This window comes from Streptococcus mitis (assembly GCF_002096735.1).
GTDB lineage: Bacteria > Bacillota > Bacilli > Lactobacillales > Streptococcaceae > Streptococcus > Streptococcus mitis_CZ.
In genome coordinates this window covers 1-19,022 of record NZ_NCVC01000012.1, presented here as the reverse complement: position 1 = coordinate 19,022, position 19,022 = coordinate 1, and the positions used below count along the sequence as shown (strand labels likewise).

Sequence of the window (19,022 nt, the reverse complement as noted above, 5' to 3'; positions counted from 1 at the left end):
TGAAATCAATATTTATTGGGTCGGGAGTGGGATATTGAGAGATAATCTTAGAAAATTAATAAATAGTGCAATAGTAAATTATACTTTTCCTATTATACTTACTGACGAACAAGAACAAGTAACTTCAATTAATAAGAGTAATTTAACAACTGCTGGAAAGGATGAATATTGTTTTAAAGGCAATGATAATGACATTTCAAAGATAATTTATAATGGAATTGTTGAATTCGCTGAGAATGAATTTAAGATTGATTATGATAATTTGGATAGAGAACAAACAAAGGTGATCAAAACTAAATTAAAATATAATGAAAACGATTTCTCTCAAACAAAACTTCAATACGGATTTTATGGGGAAGTACTTTTAGATTTATTTTTAAGAAATTATTTTCATACGGATGTTCTAATTGCTAGAGGTTATTTTTATTCACCTCTTGAAAAGTCTGAACCAAAAGGGTTTGATGCTTTTCATATTATTGATAATAAAGGAAATTTAGAACTCTGGTTTGGAGAAGCAAAATTTCATCAAAGTTTTACATCTGGAATCAACTCTGTACTTTTCAAGATAAATTATTCTATTTCAGATGACTATTTGAATAATCATATGTTTGCAATTATTAATGAGAAAGATAATATCTCTCATTTGCATCCAATTTTAGAAGGAATAATTAAAAAATGGGAAGATAATCCTGATATTATTCTTACCGATGAATTACAAAATAATAATATTGAATTAGTGTATCCTGTTTTTATTGCATATCAAAAACAGCAAACCTACGATTACGAAAAATCAATTGCATCCAGTGTAGATAAAATCAATAGGGAGTTAGGAAAATATTCGTTAAATTTAGCTATTAAAATAAAGGTTAGTATATTTGTAATGCTCTTACCTGTTGATGATTCTAATAAATTAAAGGAAGAAGTGATTGAATGGATAGAAACGAAAGAACCGCTCATCTAATTAAGGAATTGAATTTATACAAACGATACCCTGAAAGAAGAGGTATCTTTGTCAAGGCAACTTGTGACTATTACGACGCTGTTAAAATAGACGAACTTACAAGTAGTGATTTAAATTTTTTGCGTTATATAGCAAATGAAGCTGGAGTACCACAATACTTTGAGCTACTTGAAAGAAAATATCAAGAAGGTAATGAAATAAATCAAGAGGATATGAATTTATTATCCATAAGCTCGTTTTTAAATGAAGCACATTTAACTTTGAATAATTATATGTTACATAAATATCAAAAAGAAGTTCTAGAATTATTTGAATTCCATTTTGATAATAGGTATATCCTTTCTGCCCCAACTTCATTTGGTAAAACTTTTATTGTTTATGCAATTATAAAAAAGATGGGATATTCTAACATATTGTTAATTTTTCCTACTATTAGCTTGTTATCAGAAAATTATTTAAAGTTGCAAAATGATGAATTTTTCTCTACATATAAAATACATACACTAAGCGAAATATCCGAGGAAGAACTTGGCGAAAAAAATATTTTTATTTACACTCCTGAACGATATCTGTCATTTTTAGATAATAATACTAGATATTTTAATTTTTCTTTCGTAGATGAAATATATAAAATAGATAATGATTTCATTATAGATAATGATACTCCAGAAGAAAATGAAAGGGATACTGCCTATAGACTTGCTTTAGAATATGTATGTCGCAATAGTAAAGATATTTTGCTTGCTGGGCCTTATATTCAATTTCAAAAACTTGAAACAGAAATAAATTCATTTAATAATTTTACTCTATTTAACAAATTTAAAATACTTGAATATAATGATGTTGAGATTGTGTCTAAGAATATTACACATATTGATAGAAATAAGTTTGAACTTGGAAATATAAAATATAGATTAGATCATGGTGCTTCATCATTACAAGATAAAGTAATACAAACAATTGTAAAAATAGATGATAATACTTTGATTTATTGTGGAAGAAAGTCAGAGGTAGAAAGACTAGCAAATCATTTGTTGGAAAATGATGAATATCTTTCTCTTATCTCAGAAAAACATTATAGCGAAGATGAGGAACTATATTCTATTTTTTTGAATCATGTGGGAAACACCTTTGGGTATGATTGGATTCTATATAGAGCACTTGAAAAGAGAATCGGAATTCATCATGCAGGGATACCAAAATATATTCAGAATGAATTAATTAATTTGTTCAATAAAGGTGATTTACAATGTCTTTTTTCTACAACAACAATTACTGAAGGTGTGAATACGACTGCCAAAAATTTGATTGTTACTGCTATCAAAAAGGGGAAAAAGAGACTAAAACAGTTTGATGCTAAAAATATTGCTGGGAGAGCAGGTCGTTTTAATGTCCATTATAGTGGTAATGTTATTGATTTAACAAAACAATTTGAAACTCTAATTAATTCGCAACAGGCAGAAATTGAACATAAAAATTATGATAATCGTAACAATAAAACTGACATTGATTTAGAAGTAACTTTAGATGAATTTTTGACAGATGATGATAGAAAGTTTAAAGATGAAATCAATGAGGCAAAACAAGAATCGGGATTACCAAATTTTATTTTTCATTCATATAAAGCGATAGGCCCTTTGGATAAAATCTCTATTTATAATCGAATTAAAAAAATGTCTCCAGCAGAGTTTCAAAAAATCGAACAATTAAAGCGAGTCTTAAATACATCTAAAGGTAAAGAAATTCATTGGGAAGGATTTCAAACGGTTATTAATATTTGTTCTGAATTTGTTTCTAATTCTGATTTAAAACAATTAATGGAAAAGAAAGTTGGGAAAAAACAGTTCTCTTTAATTGTTATACAGTTAGCAAGTTATTTACAGAATGGATTTTTAGGAACAGTGGATTACTATGTAGAGGAACAGAAACTGAGTAAAGATAAAGCAATTAGTAGAACCTCTAAATTAATTTATACTACATTTAAATATCATCTTGTAAAGTATTTAGGAGTATTTGATTTATTATATAGATTCCATTATTCACAAGTTTATAGAAAAGATTTTGACAATGTTGCTGGAATTCAAATTCTTCTACAAAGGCTAGAGTATAATGCTCTTACTAATACTGCTCGAAAATTAAGTGATTTTGGAGTACCTTTTGAATTAGTAAGATATTATGATAGAGTAGTAGAGAATAAAAACTTTGATTTGTATGAGAGTTATGTCGATGAAAAGATTCAAAATCTACTTAAGTGAGAGAATAAAAATAAGAACCTCATTATTATCATGAGGTTCTTATTTGTGTAATTACATTTAGAGAATCGTCAATATAATATCGTCGGGACTAGTCCACTCTACTTTGATTCTTGTCCCAACGGTTACATTCATTTGATTGAACCAGTCGTTAAAAGCTCTCAAGTTTCTGTGACCAGAAAGATTTTTAGCATAGGGATCTCCACCCCGAGAATTTCCTGATGATTTTACTATTCCAACGAAGTATCCATCTGTTGATCTAGCATTAAATATATTTTGTCCTAAAACATCTTTTCCTTGAGTATGTTTAGAATTAAATATTCCATACTGATGTGCTGCTGAACTTGGAATTGGGATATAACATTCTCCTGTTATCTGAGGACGAGAATTTGTATTCCTGTATGTGCCCCAGTCAATATTAGTTTTTTTAAGTTCTACTATGAATTGGTCTCCTTGTTTTGGCATTATGCACCTCCTTAAGTTTATATATTCATTATATCATATATATATGGAAAATGTTTATATTTCAGTATTAATTTAAAAATGATATACTAGTATAGTTAAACAAATTTCTTAGAAAGCAGGTTACTACATGACAAATTCTGTAAGTTCGAACCGACCTGAGAAGTACAATATTGCAGCCTTCTTCTCAGGTGTTGGAGGAATTGAGTTGGGATTTGAACAGACCAACGAGTTCAGAGTGGTGTACGCCAATGAATTTGATAAGTATGCGCGTCAGACTTATCAATTAAACCATCCAGATACCTATTTGGATGGTCGTGATATTCACGATGTTCAGCCAGAGGACATTCCAGCTGAGCGCGTGGATGTGATTATGGGAGGTTTCCCTTGTCAGGCCTTTAGCATTGCGGGTTATCGCAAGGGATTTGATGATGATCGTGGGGATCTTTTCTTCGAATTGCTTCGCATGATTGATGGATGCAAACCTCGTGCCATTTTCATCGAAAATGTCAAGAACATGGTCGGTCATGACCATGGTAATACCTTCAAGGTTATTCGTGAAGCCTTGACTGAGAACAACTACTTTATTAAGTGGAAGGTTCTCAACGGGAAAGACTATGGGAATATCCCACAAAACCGTGAACGAATCTACATCGTTGGTTTTGATACTAAGGAAGCTTATGATTTGTTTGAATTTCCAGAGGAAATTAAGCTGACTACGAGTCTTCAGGATGTGATTAACTTTGATGATAAGCTAGACGAGGTCTACTACTACCGTGAAGGCAAGCAGAATTTCTACGACCAGTTGAAGTTTGAAGTTACCAGTCAAGACACCGTTTACCAATGGCGCCGTCAGTATGTCCGTGAAAATAAAAACGGCGTTGTTCCTACCTTGACAGCCAATATGGGAACAGGTGGACACAACGTTCCATTGATTTTGACAGACAGCGGTGAGATTCGCAAGTTGACACCGAAAGAAACCTTTAATGTTCAAGGCTATCCTAAATCCTTTAAAATCCCAGAAGGAGTTTCCAATGGTCAGCTATACAAGCAGGCTGGAAATAGCGTAGTCGTTCCCGTGATTAAACGCATCGCGAAAAATGTTGCCAAGGCCTTGAATGACAGCCAAGGGCAATCTCAACTTAACCGCTCAGGAAAATTCGCTATTATCTACACCAAGATGAATGGACAATTTGAAGGGCAATCCTATGTCAAGGACTTTGTAGATAGCTATGATCAAGCTCTTGAAAAAATCCAATCTTATGATGATGGTCTAGCCCTTCTGTCTGGTGAAGATTATTTAAAATTGGTTAAAAAACGAGGCAATCTTGAATTTTACAGTATTAATTAACGAATATATAAAGAGGATTAGTGAAAAACTAATCTTCTTTTGATATACTGAAAATAGAAAAGAGGGTGCTTATGTGGGAATATCTAAAGTCTGAACAAAAAGAAAAATACAAAACCTTAATTACCAACTTCGCTAGCTTGAGCCAAGCTTTCTCTCAAAAGGCTGAGTCCGAAGATGAGGGACAAACAGAGAATTATGTTGCTCCGATTGTTAATTCTAAATTTCAAGAAACAGTCTTCCAGAAGGCTTTTAATGCGGTTGGGGAAGATATTGCAAATACCTCCTATGATGCCTCTGTCGTTGTGGATGAAAATCATAAATACCTAGTGGGTATTAAGTCTTTTGGGATTAATTCTGGAGACCAAAAGATCGCTCAGTTTAAGAAGGATTCTCAAGATTGGACGGACTTGTTGGGTGATATCAAATTCCATGCAGATATCTCAGCAGATAAAGAAACGGCAGACAAGCAAAACTATCAACGCTATGAAGAGTTGGCACGAAAGATTGCGTCCTTAAGAAATCAGAGAATCGAATCTTCTAAGGCACAAATCAAGGGATTTAGTTCGGACTCGGTCAATGTTGAAGCAGTTTATCACGTTCTGATGCCAACACCAAAGGGAGAAAATCCTAAGATTTTTGTCGGTGAAACATCTTATTTGCCAGTTGATATTGATAATCTGGTCATTGAAGGATCAACTACCAAAAACAATCCAACCAATTTTCGATTTACGGATGGGCAACACCACTACAAGTACACGGCAGCTGACAGTCAGCTCCACATGACTTTTAATAATAAAGACATTGTGGTAGATACTTGGGATGTCCATTATATCGAAGATCCTTTTTCGCTATTTGAAAATCTTCATTTACTGACAGCTGAAAAGGATAAAACTGAGATCTTAGAAACAGTGTCTTGGGCTATTACAGATAAACATGGAAATGTGGAAGAAAACTCTGGTTTCAATGCCTTTAACGGTGGATCAAAACTAGCCAAAAAAGATCGTTTACCACGGATTTTAAAGATTCAGAATAAATTCAAGGACAATTTAGCTCCTGAAGAACTAGCTTTTGTGACTTTCTCCCTAGAAGAAATTCTCTTGAAAAAGTGGACCAGTAAGGAAGAAAAAGTTCAGATGAAGGCGATTCGTGAGAACTTGATTCACTTTGCCCATAATACTGGCAATGAAAAACTCATTAAAGAAATTGAACAGCTAGTTTATCGTCCAGTTAGCGAAGTTTACATCCCGCTACCTGATTCCAAAAACTTCCATGACGAAAGGCCCGACTTCTTTGGTTCTGGATTTGGAACTTTTGAACCTGGGACTAAAAAACTAGCTCTATCCAAAGAGGAAAGAACCTTTAAACTACGCTTTTTATCTTCTGGTGATGTTATTAATGCCTATATAAATCAAGAAGCTGGTAAGGCAATTCAGTCAACCGATAAGCAAGAAATTCTTGGCAATTGGATCTTACGTGGCGTTTTCCAGTTGAAGGAACGAGAAGTCTTGACAGGTCAACGACTCAATGAACTGGAAATCAACGGTATTCGTTTGACTAAGTTTAAAAATGGAGAAATCGGTATTGAATTCATCTGGATTGATATTGAAAATCCACCTAGCGATGCCATCGGCTGGGTAGCAAAAAAATCAAAAGTCCTGTTACTTTCCCCCATTTAACCTTTGACTATTCCTCAAAATTATCGTACAATAAAGAGTACATGATAAAATGAGGTCAGAGTTTGTTCGCTCTGGCGATAGTAGTATAAATGAGGAGAAACGCTTTGGAATTAGAAGTATTTGCTGGGCAAGAAAAAAGTGAACTATCTATGATTGAGGTAGCGCGTGCTATCTTGGAACTTCGTGGTCGTGATCACGAGATGCATTTTAGCGATCTTGTAAACGAAATTCAAAACTACCTTGGAACATCAAACAGCGATATCCGTGAAGCTTTGCCTTTGTTCTACACAGAGTTGAACTTTGACGGTAGCTTCATCTCACTTGGAGATAACAAATGGGGTCTTCGTTCATGGTATGGTGTAGACGAAATCGACGAAGAAATCATCGCTCTTGAAGAAAATGACGACGATGAAGTAGCACCAAAAGCTAAGAAAAAACGTGTCAATGCCTTCATGGATGGTGATTCAGATGCCATTGACTATAATGCGGATGATCCAGAAGACGAAGACGCATACGAAGCAGATCCAGCACTTTCATACGATGATGAAAATCCAGATGATGAGAAAAATGAAGTGGAAGCTTACGATGCGGAAATCAACGAAATCGCTCCTGATGACTTGGGTGAAGACGTGGATCTCAACGAAGAAGACGACGAGTTTTCAGATGATGATACTGAAAACATCGAGGAATAAAAGTTAGCTATTGACAATTATCCTATTTTTAGGTATCATATTGTTCGGGCACCTCTTTTAGAGGTCGGGGCTCCCTAGTTCTTAGGGAGCTATTTTTGTTTTTTCAAGAAGTTATCTTCTTGTATTTTGGTTGTGAATCTGGTGCAGTCGTTCCAGATTATTCTTATTAGTAGGGTCTTGTTTTCTATGTCCCCTCGTAGTTAACAAGGCCTTGAGCATTTTAGAAAGAGGAATCTATGTCTACGAAATATATTTTTGTAACTGGTGGTGTGGTATCGTCTATTGGGAAAGGGATTGTAGCAGCAAGTCTGGGTCGTCTCTTGAAAAATCGAGGTCTTAAAGTAACCATTCAAAAATTTGACCCTTATATCAATATTGATCCGGGAACCATGAGTCCTTATCAGCACGGGGAAGTTTTTGTGACAGATGACGGAGCTGAGACAGATTTGGACTTGGGTCACTATGAACGCTTCATCGATATCAATCTTAACAAATATTCCAACGTGACAACTGGTAAAATTTACAGTGAAGTTCTTCGTAAGGAACGTCGTGGAGAATATCTTGGGGCAACTGTTCAGGTCATTCCTCATATCACAGATGCCTTGAAAGAAAAAATCAAGCGCGCCGCTCTAACGACAGACTCTGATGTCATTATCACAGAAGTTGGTGGAACAGTAGGAGATATTGAGTCCTTGCCATTCCTAGAGGCCCTTCGTCAGATGAAGGCAGATGTGGGGGCGGATAATGTTATGTACATCCACACAACCTTGCTTCCATACCTCAAGGCTGCTGGTGAAATGAAAACCAAACCAACCCAACACTCTGTCAAAGAATTACGTGGATTGGGAATCCAGCCGAATATGTTGGTTATTCGTACAGAAGAGCCAGCTGGTCAAGGAATTAAAAACAAACTAGCCCAGTTCTGTGATGTGGCACCAGAAGCTGTTATCGAATCATTGGATGTTGAACACCTTTACCAAATTCCACTGAATTTGCAGGCTCAAGGTATGGATCAAATTGTCTGTGACCATTTGAAATTAGACGCACCAGTAGCGGATATGACAGAGTGGTCAGCTATGGTGGACAAGGTCATGAACCTCAAGAAACAAGTCAAGATTTCCCTTGTCGGTAAGTATGTTGAGTTGCAAGATGCCTACATTTCTGTGGTTGAAGCCTTGAAACACTCTGGTTATGCCAACGACGCAGAAGTTAAGATCAATTGGATCAATGCCAATGATGTGACAGCAGAGAATGTGGCAGAGCTTTTGTCTGATGCAGACGGAATCATCGTACCAGGAGGTTTTGGTCAACGTGGTACGGAAGGTAAAATCCAAGCCATTCGCTATGCGCGTGAAAATGATGTTCCAATGTTGGGAGTCTGCTTGGGCATGCAGTTGACTTGTATCGAGTTTGCTCGTCATGTTTTGGGGCTTGAAGGTGCCAATTCTGCAGAGCTTGCACCAGAAACAAAATACCCTATCATTGATATCATGCGTGATCAGATTGATGTTGAGGATATGGGTGGAACCCTTCGCTTGGGTCTTTATCCATCTAAGTTGAAACGTGGCTCTAAAGCAGCGGCCGCTTATCACAATCAAGAAGTGGTGCAACGCCGTCACCGTCACCGTTATGAGTTTAACAACGCCTTCCGTGAGCAGTTTGAGGCAGCAGGATTTGTCTTCTCAGGAGTTTCTCCAGACAATCGTTTGGTCGAAATTGTGGAAATTCCTGAAAATAAATTCTTTGTAGCGTGTCAGTATCACCCTGAACTGTCAAGCCGTCCAAATCGTCCAGAAGAACTCTACACTGCCTTTGTCACTGCAGCAGTTGAGAACAGTAATTAGCCAAATCAGAACCTTTGAGAAGAATCTCAGAGGTTTTTTGCTTGCATATTTAGGATAATATTTGCAAATTAAAAACATAGTGATATAATTAACATAAAAAATCCTAAGGAGGATCTACGATGAAAAAAATCACATTATTTGGTTTGTCTCTAGCTGGTCTAGCTTTACTGGCTTTTCCACATTCAGGTCAGGCATTTGAGCTTAAAGAAGAATGGGTTGTTAAGTGTGGAGTACAGTATCAAGATGGCAAGATTCTTCGGTTTAACAATGGTCATGAAGTGGATATCAAAGTCTTGGATTTGCCAAAAACCGAGAAAATCGAGTGGACGGTCAGTCTCGATGGTCAAGATCAGACTGTCAATTTCCTAGGTCAAGAAAAGGACAAGTCTATGATCGGGGAAGAAGGGCGTTACCTGAATTTCTATGTTCCATATGGCTATAGAGGAGATATCAAGGTCGAGGCTAAGAGCGGAAACGAAGTAAAGACCTGGTCAACGAAAGTTGTGGATGATATTCATAATGATAGTGGAAAGAGAGGTTACTATCGTATTGAAGAATCAAATGATCAATACACCTACCTCGATGCTAAATGGGATTATCAAACCAAGACTTACACTGCTGCCTTACCAGAGACTGTTAATGGTCAAAAAGTTTTTGCTTGGGCAAATTATGATAATGACGAGTTGAAGCTAGAAAAACCAAAATCTATCAGTCATAAATATGATGATGGAGGATCTTTCAAAGAACTTTATCCAATTGTAAAAGCAGAAAGTTGGCTAAAATCAAATCAAAACTGGTACTATCAAAAACAAGGTCAATTAGTGCATAAGGATTGGGTTTATGACAAGGGAACTTGGTACTTTATGAATGATAAAGGAGTCATGTTCAATCAAACTTGGCTTTATCAAGGTAGCAACTGGTATGCCTTTAAATCATCAGGAGCCATGATTGCGAGTGACTGGCTTTACTATCAAGGCAAGTGGTACTATTTATCAACTTCAGGAGCTATGAAAGCAAGCGCTTGGATTTATGACAAGGGAGAATGGTATTATGTAAGTTCTTCTGGTGCCATGCTAGCGAATAATTGGGTCAAAGATAATGGCAAGTGGTATTATCTGGCTTCATCAGGTAAGATGCTTCGCAATACCTATACACCTGATGGTTACTACGTTGGCAACTCAGGTGCCTGGCAATAAGAATAAGAAGTCCTTTTCCTTAAAGGAAGGGGCTTTTTACTTGCGTTTCTGCTGCTTCCTCATTTGTCCTAAAACCTTTTTTGTGTTAAAATGAATGGTATGAAAGCTAAAAAAATGTGGATTGCAGGTCTGGCTCTGCTTGGTATTGGGAGCCTTGCCCTTGCTACGAAAAAAGTTGCAGATGACCATAAGCTCATGAAGACTCAGGAAGAGTTGACAGCGATTGTACGAGACCATTTTTCAGACATGGGGGAAATTGCGACCCTCTATGTTCAAGTTTATGAAAGCAGTCTAGAGAGCTTGGTTGGTGGCGTCATTTTTGAGGATGGCCGTCATTATACCTTTGTCTATGAAAATGAAGACCTAGTCTATGAGGAGGAAGTCTTATGATACAACCAGCAAGTTTAGAAGAATTGGCATCTTTAGTAGAAAAAGATGGCAAGAAGGTCTTTCTTTTTGTAGCAGACTGGTGTGGCGATTGTCGTTATATCTATCCTGCCTTACCAGAAATTGAGGAGACCAATCCAGAGTTCACCTTTATTCGTGTGGACCGAGACCAGTATATGGATTTGGCCAAACTCTGGGATGTTTACGGGATTCCTAGCCTTGTTGTTCTAGAAAAGGATAAGGAAATCGGCCGTTTTGTCAATCGCGACCGTAAAAGCAAGCAACAAATTAACGACTTTTTAGCAGGACTGAAATAGGAGAAAAGGAAACAATGATTTTTACATATAACAAAGAACATGTCGGTGATGTCCTTATGGTCATCGTGAAAAATAGCGGAGATGCCAAACTGGATGCGGAGCGCAAAGGCAAGGTAGCCCGTGTTTTTCTCAAAGATAATGGGGAAACAGTGGCGTGGAATATTTTCGAAGTTTCAACTTTCTTTGAAATCGCAGAGCGCGGTCAAGTATTTTTATCAGATGAGCAAGTCGCTCGTTTGAACCAAGAATTACAGGCAGAAGGCTTTACAGAAGAAATTGTTAATGACAAGGAACCTAAGTTTGTTGTTGGTGAAATCGTTGAGATGGTAGCCCATCCAGATAGTGACCACCTCAACATCTGCCAAGTTGCAGTCGCAAGTGACAAGACAGTGCAAATCGTTGCAGGGGCTCCTAATGCGCGTGTTGGATTGAAAACCATTGTAGCTCTTCCTGGAGCTATGATGCCAAAAGGCAATCTTATTTTCCCAGGTGAGCTTCGTGGTGAAAAGAGTTTTGGCATGATGTGTAGTCCTCGTGAATTGCATCTGCCAAATGCTCCGCAAAAACGTGGTATTATTGAATTATCAGAAGACCAAGTTGTCGGAACTCCATTTGATCCAGCTAAACACTGGACTGCCTAAGAAGTTGTTAATATCTGATAGACTAGCTAGAAGGAAATAAGATGGCAAAAAATGTTGTGATTACAGGAGCGACATCAGGAATTGGTGAAGCGATTGCGCGTGCTTATCTGGAACAGGGGGAGAATGTCGTTCTAACTGGACGACGGATAGACAGACTAGAAACTCTTAAGGCGGATTTTGCAGAAGCCTTCCCAAATCAAAATGTCTGGACTTTTCCACTAGATGTGACGAATATAACCATGTTGAAGACTGTTTGCCCCAATATTCTAGAAACGATAGGGAATATTGACATCTTAGTTAATAACGCCGGTCTGGCTCTAGGTTTAGCACCCTATCAGGATTATGAAGAGCTGGATATGTTAACAATGTTAGATACCAATGTTAAAGGTTTGATGGCAGTCACTCGCTGTTTCTTGCCAGCAATGGTAAAAGCCAATCAAGGACATATCATCAATATGGGCTCAACCGCAGGAATCTATGCCTATGCGGGTGCAGCAGTTTATTCAGCTACCAAGGCAGCGGTTAAGACCTTTTCAGATGGACTGCGAATTGATACCATTTCAACAGATATCAAGGTGACCACCATTCAGCCTGGAATTGTCGAAACAGATTTTTCTACAGTGCGTTTTCATGGTGACAAAGAGCGGGCTGCGTCCGTTTACCAAGGAATTGAAGCCTTGCAAGCTCAGGATATTGCAGATACAGTAGTCTATGTGACCAGTCAACCTCGTCGTGTGCAGATTACAGATATGACCATTATGGCCAATCAACAAGCAACAGGTTTCATGGTTCATAAAAAGTAAAAAATTTCCTCGAAAAGTTACAAATTTCTGTAACTTTTTTTGATTTCCTACGAATAGATAAGTAGGAGGAAGAAAATATGTATAATAAAGTTATCTTGATTGGACGTTTAACGTCTACACCAGAATTGCACAAAACCAATAATGACAAGTCAGTAGCGCGAGCAACTATCGCTGTAAATCGTCGTTACAAAGACCAAAACGGGGAACGCGAAGCTGATTTTGTCAATATGGTCCTTTGGGGTAGACTAGCAGAAACTTTGGCAAGCTACGCAACCAAAGGTAGTCTTATTTCTGTGGATGGAGAACTTCGTACCCGTCGCTTTGAGAAAAATGGTCAGATGAACTATGTGACTGAAGTACTTGTCACAGGATTCCAACTCTTGGAAAGTCGTGCCCAACGTGCCATTCGTGAAAATAATGCAGGACAGGATTTGGCAGATTTGGTTTTGGAAGAGGAGAAATTGCCATTTTAAACATTAAAAAGTCTGAGTTGGTCTCAGGCTTTTTATCTTGAGAAAGTCAGACTTTTTTCTTGACTATTTCTGACCAAGTGATACAATAGAACTATGAATTAGCACTCAATTGTAAAGAGTGCTAATGATATCTATCTCATTATGGAGGAAATCAGATGTTGAAACCATTAGGGGACCGTGTGGTCTTAAAAGTAGAAGAAAAAGAACAAACTGTTGGAGGTTTTGTCCTCGCAGGTTCAGCCCAAGAAAAAACCAAAACAGCTCAAGTTGTGGCTACTGGACAAGGTGTTCGTACCTTGAACGGTGACTTGGTTGCTCCAAGTGTTAAAGCTGGAGACCGTGTCTTGGTTGAAGCTCACGCAGGTCTTGATGTCAAAGATGGCGATGAAAAGTACATCATCGTAGGCGAAGCTAACATCTTGGCTATCATTGAAAAATAGAAGGAGAAAGTAAGTATGTCAAAAGAAATTAAATTTTCATCTGATGCTCGTTCAGCTATGGTCCGTGGTGTCGATATCCTTGCAGATACTGTTAAAGTAACCTTGGGACCAAAAGGTCGTAATGTAGTTCTTGAAAAATCATTTGGTTCACCCTTGATTACCAATGACGGTGTGACCATTGCCAAAGAAATCGAGTTGGAAGACCATTTTGAAAATATGGGTGCCAAATTGGTATCAGAAGTAGCTTCAAAAACCAATGATATCGCAGGTGACGGGACTACAACTGCAACTGTTTTGACCCAAGCAATTGTCCGTGAAGGAATCAAAAATGTCACAGCAGGTGCCAATCCAATCGGAATTCGTCGTGGGATTGAAACAGCAGTTGCTGCAGCAGTTGAAGCCTTGAAAAACAATGCTATTCCTGTTGCCAACAAAGAAGCTATCGCTCAAGTTGCAGCCGTCTCTTCTCGTTCTGAAAAAGTCGGTGAATACATCTCTGAAGCTATGGAAAAAGTTGGCAAAGATGGAGTCATCACTATCGAAGAGTCACGTGGTATGGAAACAGAGCTTGAAGTTGTTGAAGGAATGCAGTTTGACCGCGGTTACCTTTCACAGTACATGGTGACAGATAGCGAAAAAATGGTAGCTGATCTTGAAAATCCATACATTTTGATTACTGATAAGAAGATTTCAAATATCCAAGAAATCTTGCCACTCCTAGAAAGTATTCTCCAAAGCAATCGTCCACTCTTGATTATTGCGGATGATGTAGATGGCGAAGCTCTTCCAACTCTTGTTTTGAACAAGATTCGTGGAACCTTCAACGTGGTAGCAGTCAAGGCACCTGGTTTTGGTGACCGTCGCAAAGCCATGCTTGAAGACATTGCCATCTTAACAGGCGGAACAGTTATCACAGAAGACCTAGGTCTTGAGTTGAAAGATGCTACAATTGAAGCACTTGGTCAAGCAGCGAGAGTAACTGTGGACAAAGATAGCACGGTTATCGTAGAAGGTGCTGGAAATCCTGAAGCGATTTCTCACCGTGTTGCAGTTATCAAGTCTCAAATCGAAACCACAACTTCTGAATTTGACCGTGAAAAATTGCAAGAACGCTTGGCGAAATTGTCAGGTGGTGTAGCGGTTATTAAGGTCGGAGCTGCAACTGAAACTGAGTTGAAAGAAATGAAACTCCGCATTGAAGATGCCCTCAACGCTACTCGTGCAGCTGTTGAAGAAGGAATCGTTGCAGGTGGTGGAACAGCCCTTGTAAATGTTATCCCTGCCGTAGCTGATTTGGAATTAACAGGAGACGAAGCAACGGGTCGCAATATTGTTCTCCGTGCTTTGGAAGAACCTGTTCGTCAAATCGCCCACAATGCAGGATTTGAAGGCTCTATCGTTATCGATCGTTTGAAAAATGCTGAAGTTGGTACAGGCTTCAATGCAGCAACTGGCGAATGGGTTAACATGATTGATCAAGGGATTATCGACCCAGTTAAAGTGAGTCGTTCAGCTCTACAAAATGCAGCATCTGTAGCCAGCTTGATTTTGACTACGGAAGCAGTCGTAGCCAATAAACCAGAACCAGCAGCCCCAGCTCCAGCAATGGATCCAAGTATGATGGGTGGGATGATGTAAGCTTTCTATAGAAAACAACTTATAAAAAACACAAAAGGAGGGAATGGCTATTCCTCCTTTTTATGATATTCACTTCTAAATAGATTTGAGCTCTCCTAACTTATATGATAAAATAAGACTAGAAAAAGGAGAAGAACATGATCGATGTAGAAGAAATTCTGAGCAAGATGAACCTCAATCAGAAGATTAATTATGACCGTGTCATGCAGAAGATGGTACAAGTATGGGAGAAAAATGAGCAACGGCCAACCATTCTCATGCACGTTTGCTGTGCCCCTTGCAGTACCTATACCCTCGAATATTTGACCAAGTATGCAGATGTGACAATCTATTTTGCCAATTCTAATATCCATCCCAAGGCAGAATACCATAAGCGTGCCTATGTGACTAAAAAGTTTGTCAGTGATTTCAATGAGCGAACTGGCAATAGCGTTCAATACCTAGAAGCTCCTTATGAACCTAACGAATATCGTAAACTGGTTCGAGGTTTGGAAGAAGAGCCTGAAGGTGGCGACCGTTGCCAGGTTTGCTTTGACTACCGACTGGATAAGACAGCTCAAGTGGCTATGGACTTGGGCTTTGACTACTTTGGCTCAGCCTTGACCATCAGTCCTCATAAGAATTCTCAAACCATTAATAGTATCGGAATCGATGTGCAAAAAATTTATACAACCCACTATCTTCCAAGTGATTTCAAGAAAAATCAAGGCTACAAACGTTCGGTAGAGATGTGTGAAGAGTATGACATTTACCGTCAATGTTATTGTGGTTGTGTCTATGCAGCCCAAGCTCAGAATATTGACCTGGTTCAGGTTAAGAAAGATGCTACAGCTTTCTTGCTGGATAAGGATGTTGAAAAAGACTATTCCCACATCAAATTTACTGTTACGAAATTAGATATATAGAAATCACCCCAGCTGTAAAGCTGGGTTTTTAAAATAAAAAAACCGGGGTCTTAACCCCAGTTTGACAACTTTACCGATTCTTTAGTTCTACATAGCGCTTGTACCAAATGTTTACATAGGCTTCTGAGAAAGGACCACGTCCATTATTAATCCAATCAACAAGAATTTTGACATGTTCTTTTAAAATATAGTCCAAGTCATCAGAATAATTCATTTTGCGTTTGTGACGCTCATACTCCTCAACGTCCAAGAGACGTTTTTCCCCATCTGTAAAAATTTTAACATCCAAATCGTAATCAATATACTTTAGTGCTTCTTCATCCAGATAGTAGGGGCTAGCCATGTTGCAATAGTAGGAGATTCCATTATCACGAATCATGGCAATGATATTAAACCAATATTTCTTGTGAAAGTAAACAATAGCCGGTTCTCGAGTGACCCAACGACGACCATCACTTTCGGTAACCAGTGTATGATCGTTGACACCAATAATGGCGTTTTCTGTTGTTTTTAGTACCATGGTGTCCCGCCAAGTTCGGTGGAGACTCCCATCATGCTTATAACTTTGAATTGTAATAAAGTCGCCTTCTTTTGGAAGCTTCATAACTAACCAACTTTCTACAATTTATAAGTTTATCGTTTACTATTGTACCATAAAATTACCTAAAATCTGTGAATTTTACATGAAAATATTAAAGATAATCTCTGAGAGCGCTTGCTATATCCGAAAAATCGTAGCCCTTTCGTGATAAAACTTGAGTTAAACGCTGTTTAAGTTCGTATCCTTCATACTTTCGGGCATACTTAGCATATTGCTTATCAAGTTCCTTGGAGATGAGTTCCTGAGTCGTTTCTTGGTCAACTTGACTATCCAACTCATCAAAGGCACTTTTAGCATCAGAGTAAGAGAATCCTTTGTTGGTCAAGTTTTGGATAATCTTATCTTGCAAGGCACGAGCTGGAAGTTTTCCTTCATATTTTTTCAAGAGTTTATTAGCTACACGTTGAGCAACTTCCGAAAAATCAAATTCTTTCAAGATCTCTTCTATAGTAGATTTTAAAACTCCTTTTTGTGCTAATTTATGAGTCAGTACATAAGGTCCCTTGTCTCCTGAAAGTTGATTGGCATTGATGATAGCATAAGCGTACTGATTATCATTAATCCACTTATCTTCTTTAAGATTAGCAATGACTTGAGAAACTATTTTTTCATCAATGTCGTATTTTTTTAGATATTCTCTGACCTCTTTTTCAGTACGTGCTTTAAAGGATAGGTGGTAGAGGGCTAGATTCTTACCATAAGAAAATTGAGCAAAGTCCTGAATCTCTTTCAATTCCTCTTGGCTTATCACCTTATCTCTTGATAACATAAAGCGAACAATAGTATCTTCAGTAATGTAGCATTTGTCGTCATTATCAAGCTCCATCAGATAGAGTCTTTTTTTCTTTTCAAGTTTTGTGATTTTCATAGTTCTATTATAACTCAAAATGTGATAAGATAGGGGTATGAATCTGAAAGTGAAACAAAAAATACCATTAAAAATCAAGCGCATGGGAATTAATGGTGAGAGAATCGGCTTTTACCAAAAAACCTTAGTCTTTGTGCCGGGTGCTCTCAAAGGAGAAGATATCTATTGTCAGATTACTTCTATTAAACGTAACTTTGTAGAGGCAAAATTACTGAAGGTCAACAAGAAGTCTAAATTCCGTGTTGTGCCAGCATGTACTATTTACAATGAGTGCGGAGGCTGCCAAATCATGCACCTGCATTATGATAAGCAGCTAGAGTTCAAGACGGACTTACTTCATCAAGCGCTGAAAAAATTTGCTCCTGCAGGATATGAAAACTATGAAATCCGTCCAACTATTGGAATGCAGGAACCAAAGTACTACCGTGCTAAGTTACAATTTCAGACTCGAAAATTTAAGAATCAGGTTAAAGCGGGCTTATATGCACAAAACTCTCATTATTTAGTAGAGTTGAAAGACTGCCTAGTACAAGATAAGGAAACCCAAGTGATTGCTAATCGTCTAGCAGAATTACTTACTTATCACCAGATTCCAATCACGGATGAGAGAAAAGTTCTAGGTGTTAGAACGATAATGGTCCGACGAGCAAGAAAGAGTGGACAGGTTCAGATTATTATTGTTACAAACCGTCAGCTTAATTTAACCCTGCTGGTAAAAGATTTAATTAAAGATTTTCCAGAAGTTGTGACAGTAGCTGTTAATACCAATACAGCTAAAACCAGTGAGATTTATGGTGAAAAGACAGAGATTATCTGGGGACAAGAGAGTATTCAAGAAGGTGTACTCGATTATGAATTTTCACTATCTCCTCGAGCATTCTATCAACTAAATCCTGAACAAACAGAAGTCCTCTATAGTGAGGCTGTAAAAGCCTTGGATGTTAATAAAGAAGACCATTTGATTGACGCTTATTGTGGAGTTGGAACGATTGGATTTGCCTTCGCAAAGAAAGTTAAAACATTAAGAGGTATGGATATTATTCCAGAAGCCATTGAAGATGCCAAGCGAAATGCTAAAAGAATGGGATTTGACAATACTCATTATGAAGCTGGAACGGCAGAAGAGATTATTCCTCGCTGGTATAAGGAAGGCTACCGAGCAGATGCTCTGATTGTGGATCCACCACGTACAGGTCTGGACGATAAGTTATTAGATACTATTCTTACCTATGTACCAGAAAAGATGGTCTATATTTCTTGCAATGTTTCGACCTTGGCTCGTGATTTAGTACGCTTAGTAGAAGTCTATGATCTTCATTATATCCAGTCGGTCGATATGTTCCCACATACAGCTCGAACGGAAGCTGTTGTAAAATTAATTAGAAAAGTTCAAAAAAGTAGTTGACAAGTCAGAAAAAGTCTGTATAATAGTAAGAGTTGAAAATAACAACTCTGGTCCGTTGGTCAAGGGGTTAAGACACCGCCTTTTCACGGCGGTAACACGGGTTCGAATCC

General features: G+C 37.8%; 19 protein-coding genes. 16 read left to right on the top strand and 3 right to left on the bottom strand.

Translation table 11 applies throughout. The features are described from left to right. Positions 1–34 precede the first annotated feature (34 nt). Complete coding sequence (locus B7703_RS02065; protein WP_084923511.1) at positions 35–961, top strand: HamA C-terminal domain-containing protein; 927 nt, start codon at positions 35–37, stop codon at positions 959–961. Further along, positions 931–3,216 carry a helicase-related protein gene (locus B7703_RS02060; protein WP_000375690.1) on the top strand — a complete coding sequence of 762 codons (2,286 nt, stop codon included), beginning with the start codon at positions 931–933 and terminating at the stop codon, positions 3,214–3,216. The genes B7703_RS02065 and B7703_RS02060 overlap by 31 nt, the downstream gene beginning before the upstream one ends. 57 nt (positions 3,217–3,273) lie before the next feature. On the opposite strand, the gene B7703_RS02055 is transcribed toward B7703_RS02060, so the two are convergent. Continuing rightward, positions 3,274–3,678 carry a hypothetical protein gene (locus tag B7703_RS02055; RefSeq protein ID WP_001125911.1) on the bottom strand — a complete coding sequence of 135 codons (405 nt, stop codon included), beginning with the start codon at positions 3,676–3,678 and terminating at the stop codon, positions 3,274–3,276. A gap of 127 nt (positions 3,679–3,805) precedes the next feature. On the opposite strand from B7703_RS02055, the gene B7703_RS02050 reads away from it, so the two are divergent. From B7703_RS02050 to B7703_RS01990, 13 genes are all read left to right on the top strand, one after another. Further along, positions 3,806–5,026 (top strand): DNA cytosine methyltransferase, encoded by a 1,221-nt coding sequence (locus tag B7703_RS02050; RefSeq protein WP_084923437.1) that lies wholly within the window; start codon positions 3,806–3,808, stop codon positions 5,024–5,026. 71 nt (positions 5,027–5,097) lie between these two features. Continuing rightward, a complete protein-coding gene (locus B7703_RS09925) occupies positions 5,098–6,702 on the top strand; it encodes a hypothetical protein (protein WP_192851949.1) in 1,605 nt (534 codons plus the stop codon). 104 nt (positions 6,703–6,806) lie between these two features. After that, entirely contained in the window at positions 6,807–7,394 is a 588-nt protein-coding gene (gene rpoE, locus B7703_RS02040; RefSeq protein ID WP_000418409.1) for a DNA-directed RNA polymerase subunit delta, read from the top strand. A 236-nt stretch (positions 7,395–7,630) separates the two neighbouring features. Beyond that, a complete protein-coding gene (locus B7703_RS02035) occupies positions 7,631–9,238 on the top strand; it encodes a CTP synthase (protein WP_000105246.1) in 1,608 nt (535 codons plus the stop codon). A 119-nt stretch (positions 9,239–9,357) separates the two neighbouring features. Next, positions 9,358–10,434: an N-acetylmuramoyl-L-alanine amidase family protein gene (locus B7703_RS02030; RefSeq protein WP_192851948.1), complete on the top strand. Its 1,077-nt coding sequence runs from the start codon at positions 9,358–9,360 to the stop codon at positions 10,432–10,434. Between the two features lie 90 nt (positions 10,435–10,524). Then, on the top strand, positions 10,525–10,824 hold the full coding sequence (locus B7703_RS02025; RefSeq protein WP_084923435.1) for a DUF4651 domain-containing protein: 300 nt from the start codon (positions 10,525–10,527) through the stop codon (positions 10,822–10,824). After that, positions 10,821–11,138 carry a thioredoxin family protein gene (locus tag B7703_RS02020; RefSeq protein WP_000615777.1) on the top strand — a complete coding sequence of 106 codons (318 nt, stop codon included), beginning with the start codon at positions 10,821–10,823 and terminating at the stop codon, positions 11,136–11,138. Before B7703_RS02025 ends, B7703_RS02020 begins: the two co-directional genes overlap by 4 nt. Before the next feature lie 14 nt (positions 11,139–11,152). Beyond that, a complete protein-coding gene (gene ytpR / locus B7703_RS02015; protein ID WP_084923434.1) occupies positions 11,153–11,779 on the top strand; it encodes a YtpR family tRNA-binding protein in 627 nt (208 codons plus the stop codon). Between the two features lie 41 nt (positions 11,780–11,820). Then, positions 11,821–12,582, top strand: coding sequence for an SDR family NAD(P)-dependent oxidoreductase (locus B7703_RS02010; protein WP_084923432.1), 762 nt, complete (start codon positions 11,821–11,823; stop codon positions 12,580–12,582). Between the two features lie 77 nt (positions 12,583–12,659). After that, complete coding sequence (locus tag B7703_RS02005; RefSeq protein ID WP_084923431.1) at positions 12,660–13,055, top strand: single-stranded DNA-binding protein; 396 nt, start codon at positions 12,660–12,662, stop codon at positions 13,053–13,055. Positions 13,056–13,210: 155 nt separating this feature from the next. Beyond that, on the top strand, positions 13,211–13,495 hold the full coding sequence (groES, locus tag B7703_RS02000) for a co-chaperone GroES (RefSeq protein WP_000917337.1): 285 nt from the start codon (positions 13,211–13,213) through the stop codon (positions 13,493–13,495). 15 nt (positions 13,496–13,510) lie between these two features. Further along, positions 13,511–15,133 carry a chaperonin GroEL gene (gene groL, locus B7703_RS01995; protein ID WP_000031580.1) on the top strand — a complete coding sequence of 541 codons (1,623 nt, stop codon included), beginning with the start codon at positions 13,511–13,513 and terminating at the stop codon, positions 15,131–15,133. A 137-nt stretch (positions 15,134–15,270) separates the two neighbouring features. After that, positions 15,271–16,038 carry an epoxyqueuosine reductase QueH gene (locus B7703_RS01990; RefSeq protein WP_000567554.1) on the top strand — a complete coding sequence of 256 codons (768 nt, stop codon included), beginning with the start codon at positions 15,271–15,273 and terminating at the stop codon, positions 16,036–16,038. A 70-nt stretch (positions 16,039–16,108) separates the two neighbouring features. On the opposite strand, the gene ntdP is transcribed toward B7703_RS01990, so the two are convergent. Both ntdP and recX read right to left on the bottom strand, forming a co-directional pair. Beyond that, on the bottom strand, positions 16,109–16,642 hold the full coding sequence (gene ntdP / locus B7703_RS01985; RefSeq protein ID WP_000775316.1) for a nucleoside tri-diphosphate phosphatase: 534 nt from the start codon (positions 16,640–16,642) through the stop codon (positions 16,109–16,111). Between the two features lie 88 nt (positions 16,643–16,730). Further along, entirely contained in the window at positions 16,731–17,507 is a 777-nt protein-coding gene (gene recX, locus B7703_RS01980) for a recombination regulator RecX (protein ID WP_084923430.1), read from the bottom strand. Between the two features lie 37 nt (positions 17,508–17,544). Here recX and rlmD point away from each other — a divergent pair, with 37 nt between their 5' ends. Further along, the gene (gene rlmD, locus B7703_RS01975; protein ID WP_084923428.1) at positions 17,545–18,912 is read left to right on the top strand and encodes a 23S rRNA (uracil(1939)-C(5))-methyltransferase RlmD; all 1,368 of its coding nucleotides are present in this window, start codon (positions 17,545–17,547) and stop codon (positions 18,910–18,912) included. The last annotated feature ends 110 nt before the right edge of the window (positions 18,913–19,022 follow it).

What these genes read in the sequence shown, in the direction of transcription:
- B7703_RS02060 (WP_000375690.1), top strand. Translation starts at nt 931, where the DNA reads ATGGATAGAAACGAAAGAACCGCTCATCTAATTAAGGAATTGAATTTA.
- B7703_RS02055 (WP_001125911.1), bottom strand. Translation starts at nt 3,678, where the DNA reads ATGCCAAAACAAGGAGACCAATTCATAGTAGAACTTAAAAAAACTAAT.
- B7703_RS02050 (WP_084923437.1), top strand. Translation starts at nt 3,806, where the DNA reads ATGACAAATTCTGTAAGTTCGAACCGACCTGAGAAGTACAATATTGCA.
- B7703_RS09925 (WP_192851949.1), top strand. Translation starts at nt 5,098, where the DNA reads ATGTGGGAATATCTAAAGTCTGAACAAAAAGAAAAATACAAAACCTTA.
- B7703_RS02035 (WP_000105246.1), top strand. Translation starts at nt 7,631, where the DNA reads ATGTCTACGAAATATATTTTTGTAACTGGTGGTGTGGTATCGTCTATT.
- B7703_RS02030 (WP_192851948.1), top strand. Translation starts at nt 9,358, where the DNA reads ATGAAAAAAATCACATTATTTGGTTTGTCTCTAGCTGGTCTAGCTTTA.
- B7703_RS02025 (WP_084923435.1), top strand. Translation starts at nt 10,525, where the DNA reads ATGAATGGTATGAAAGCTAAAAAAATGTGGATTGCAGGTCTGGCTCTG.
- B7703_RS02020 (WP_000615777.1), top strand. Translation starts at nt 10,821, where the DNA reads ATGATACAACCAGCAAGTTTAGAAGAATTGGCATCTTTAGTAGAAAAA.
- ytpR (WP_084923434.1), top strand. Translation starts at nt 11,153, where the DNA reads ATGATTTTTACATATAACAAAGAACATGTCGGTGATGTCCTTATGGTC.
- B7703_RS02010 (WP_084923432.1), top strand. Translation starts at nt 11,821, where the DNA reads ATGGCAAAAAATGTTGTGATTACAGGAGCGACATCAGGAATTGGTGAA.
- B7703_RS02005 (WP_084923431.1), top strand. Translation starts at nt 12,660, where the DNA reads ATGTATAATAAAGTTATCTTGATTGGACGTTTAACGTCTACACCAGAA.
- groES (WP_000917337.1), top strand. Translation starts at nt 13,211, where the DNA reads ATGTTGAAACCATTAGGGGACCGTGTGGTCTTAAAAGTAGAAGAAAAA.
- groL (WP_000031580.1), top strand. Translation starts at nt 13,511, where the DNA reads ATGTCAAAAGAAATTAAATTTTCATCTGATGCTCGTTCAGCTATGGTC.
- B7703_RS01990 (WP_000567554.1), top strand. Translation starts at nt 15,271, where the DNA reads ATGATCGATGTAGAAGAAATTCTGAGCAAGATGAACCTCAATCAGAAG.
- ntdP (WP_000775316.1), bottom strand. Translation starts at nt 16,642, where the DNA reads ATGAAGCTTCCAAAAGAAGGCGACTTTATTACAATTCAAAGTTATAAG.
- recX (WP_084923430.1), bottom strand. Translation starts at nt 17,507, where the DNA reads ATGAAAATCACAAAACTTGAAAAGAAAAAAAGACTCTATCTGATGGAG.
- rlmD (WP_084923428.1), top strand. Translation starts at nt 17,545, where the DNA reads ATGAATCTGAAAGTGAAACAAAAAATACCATTAAAAATCAAGCGCATG.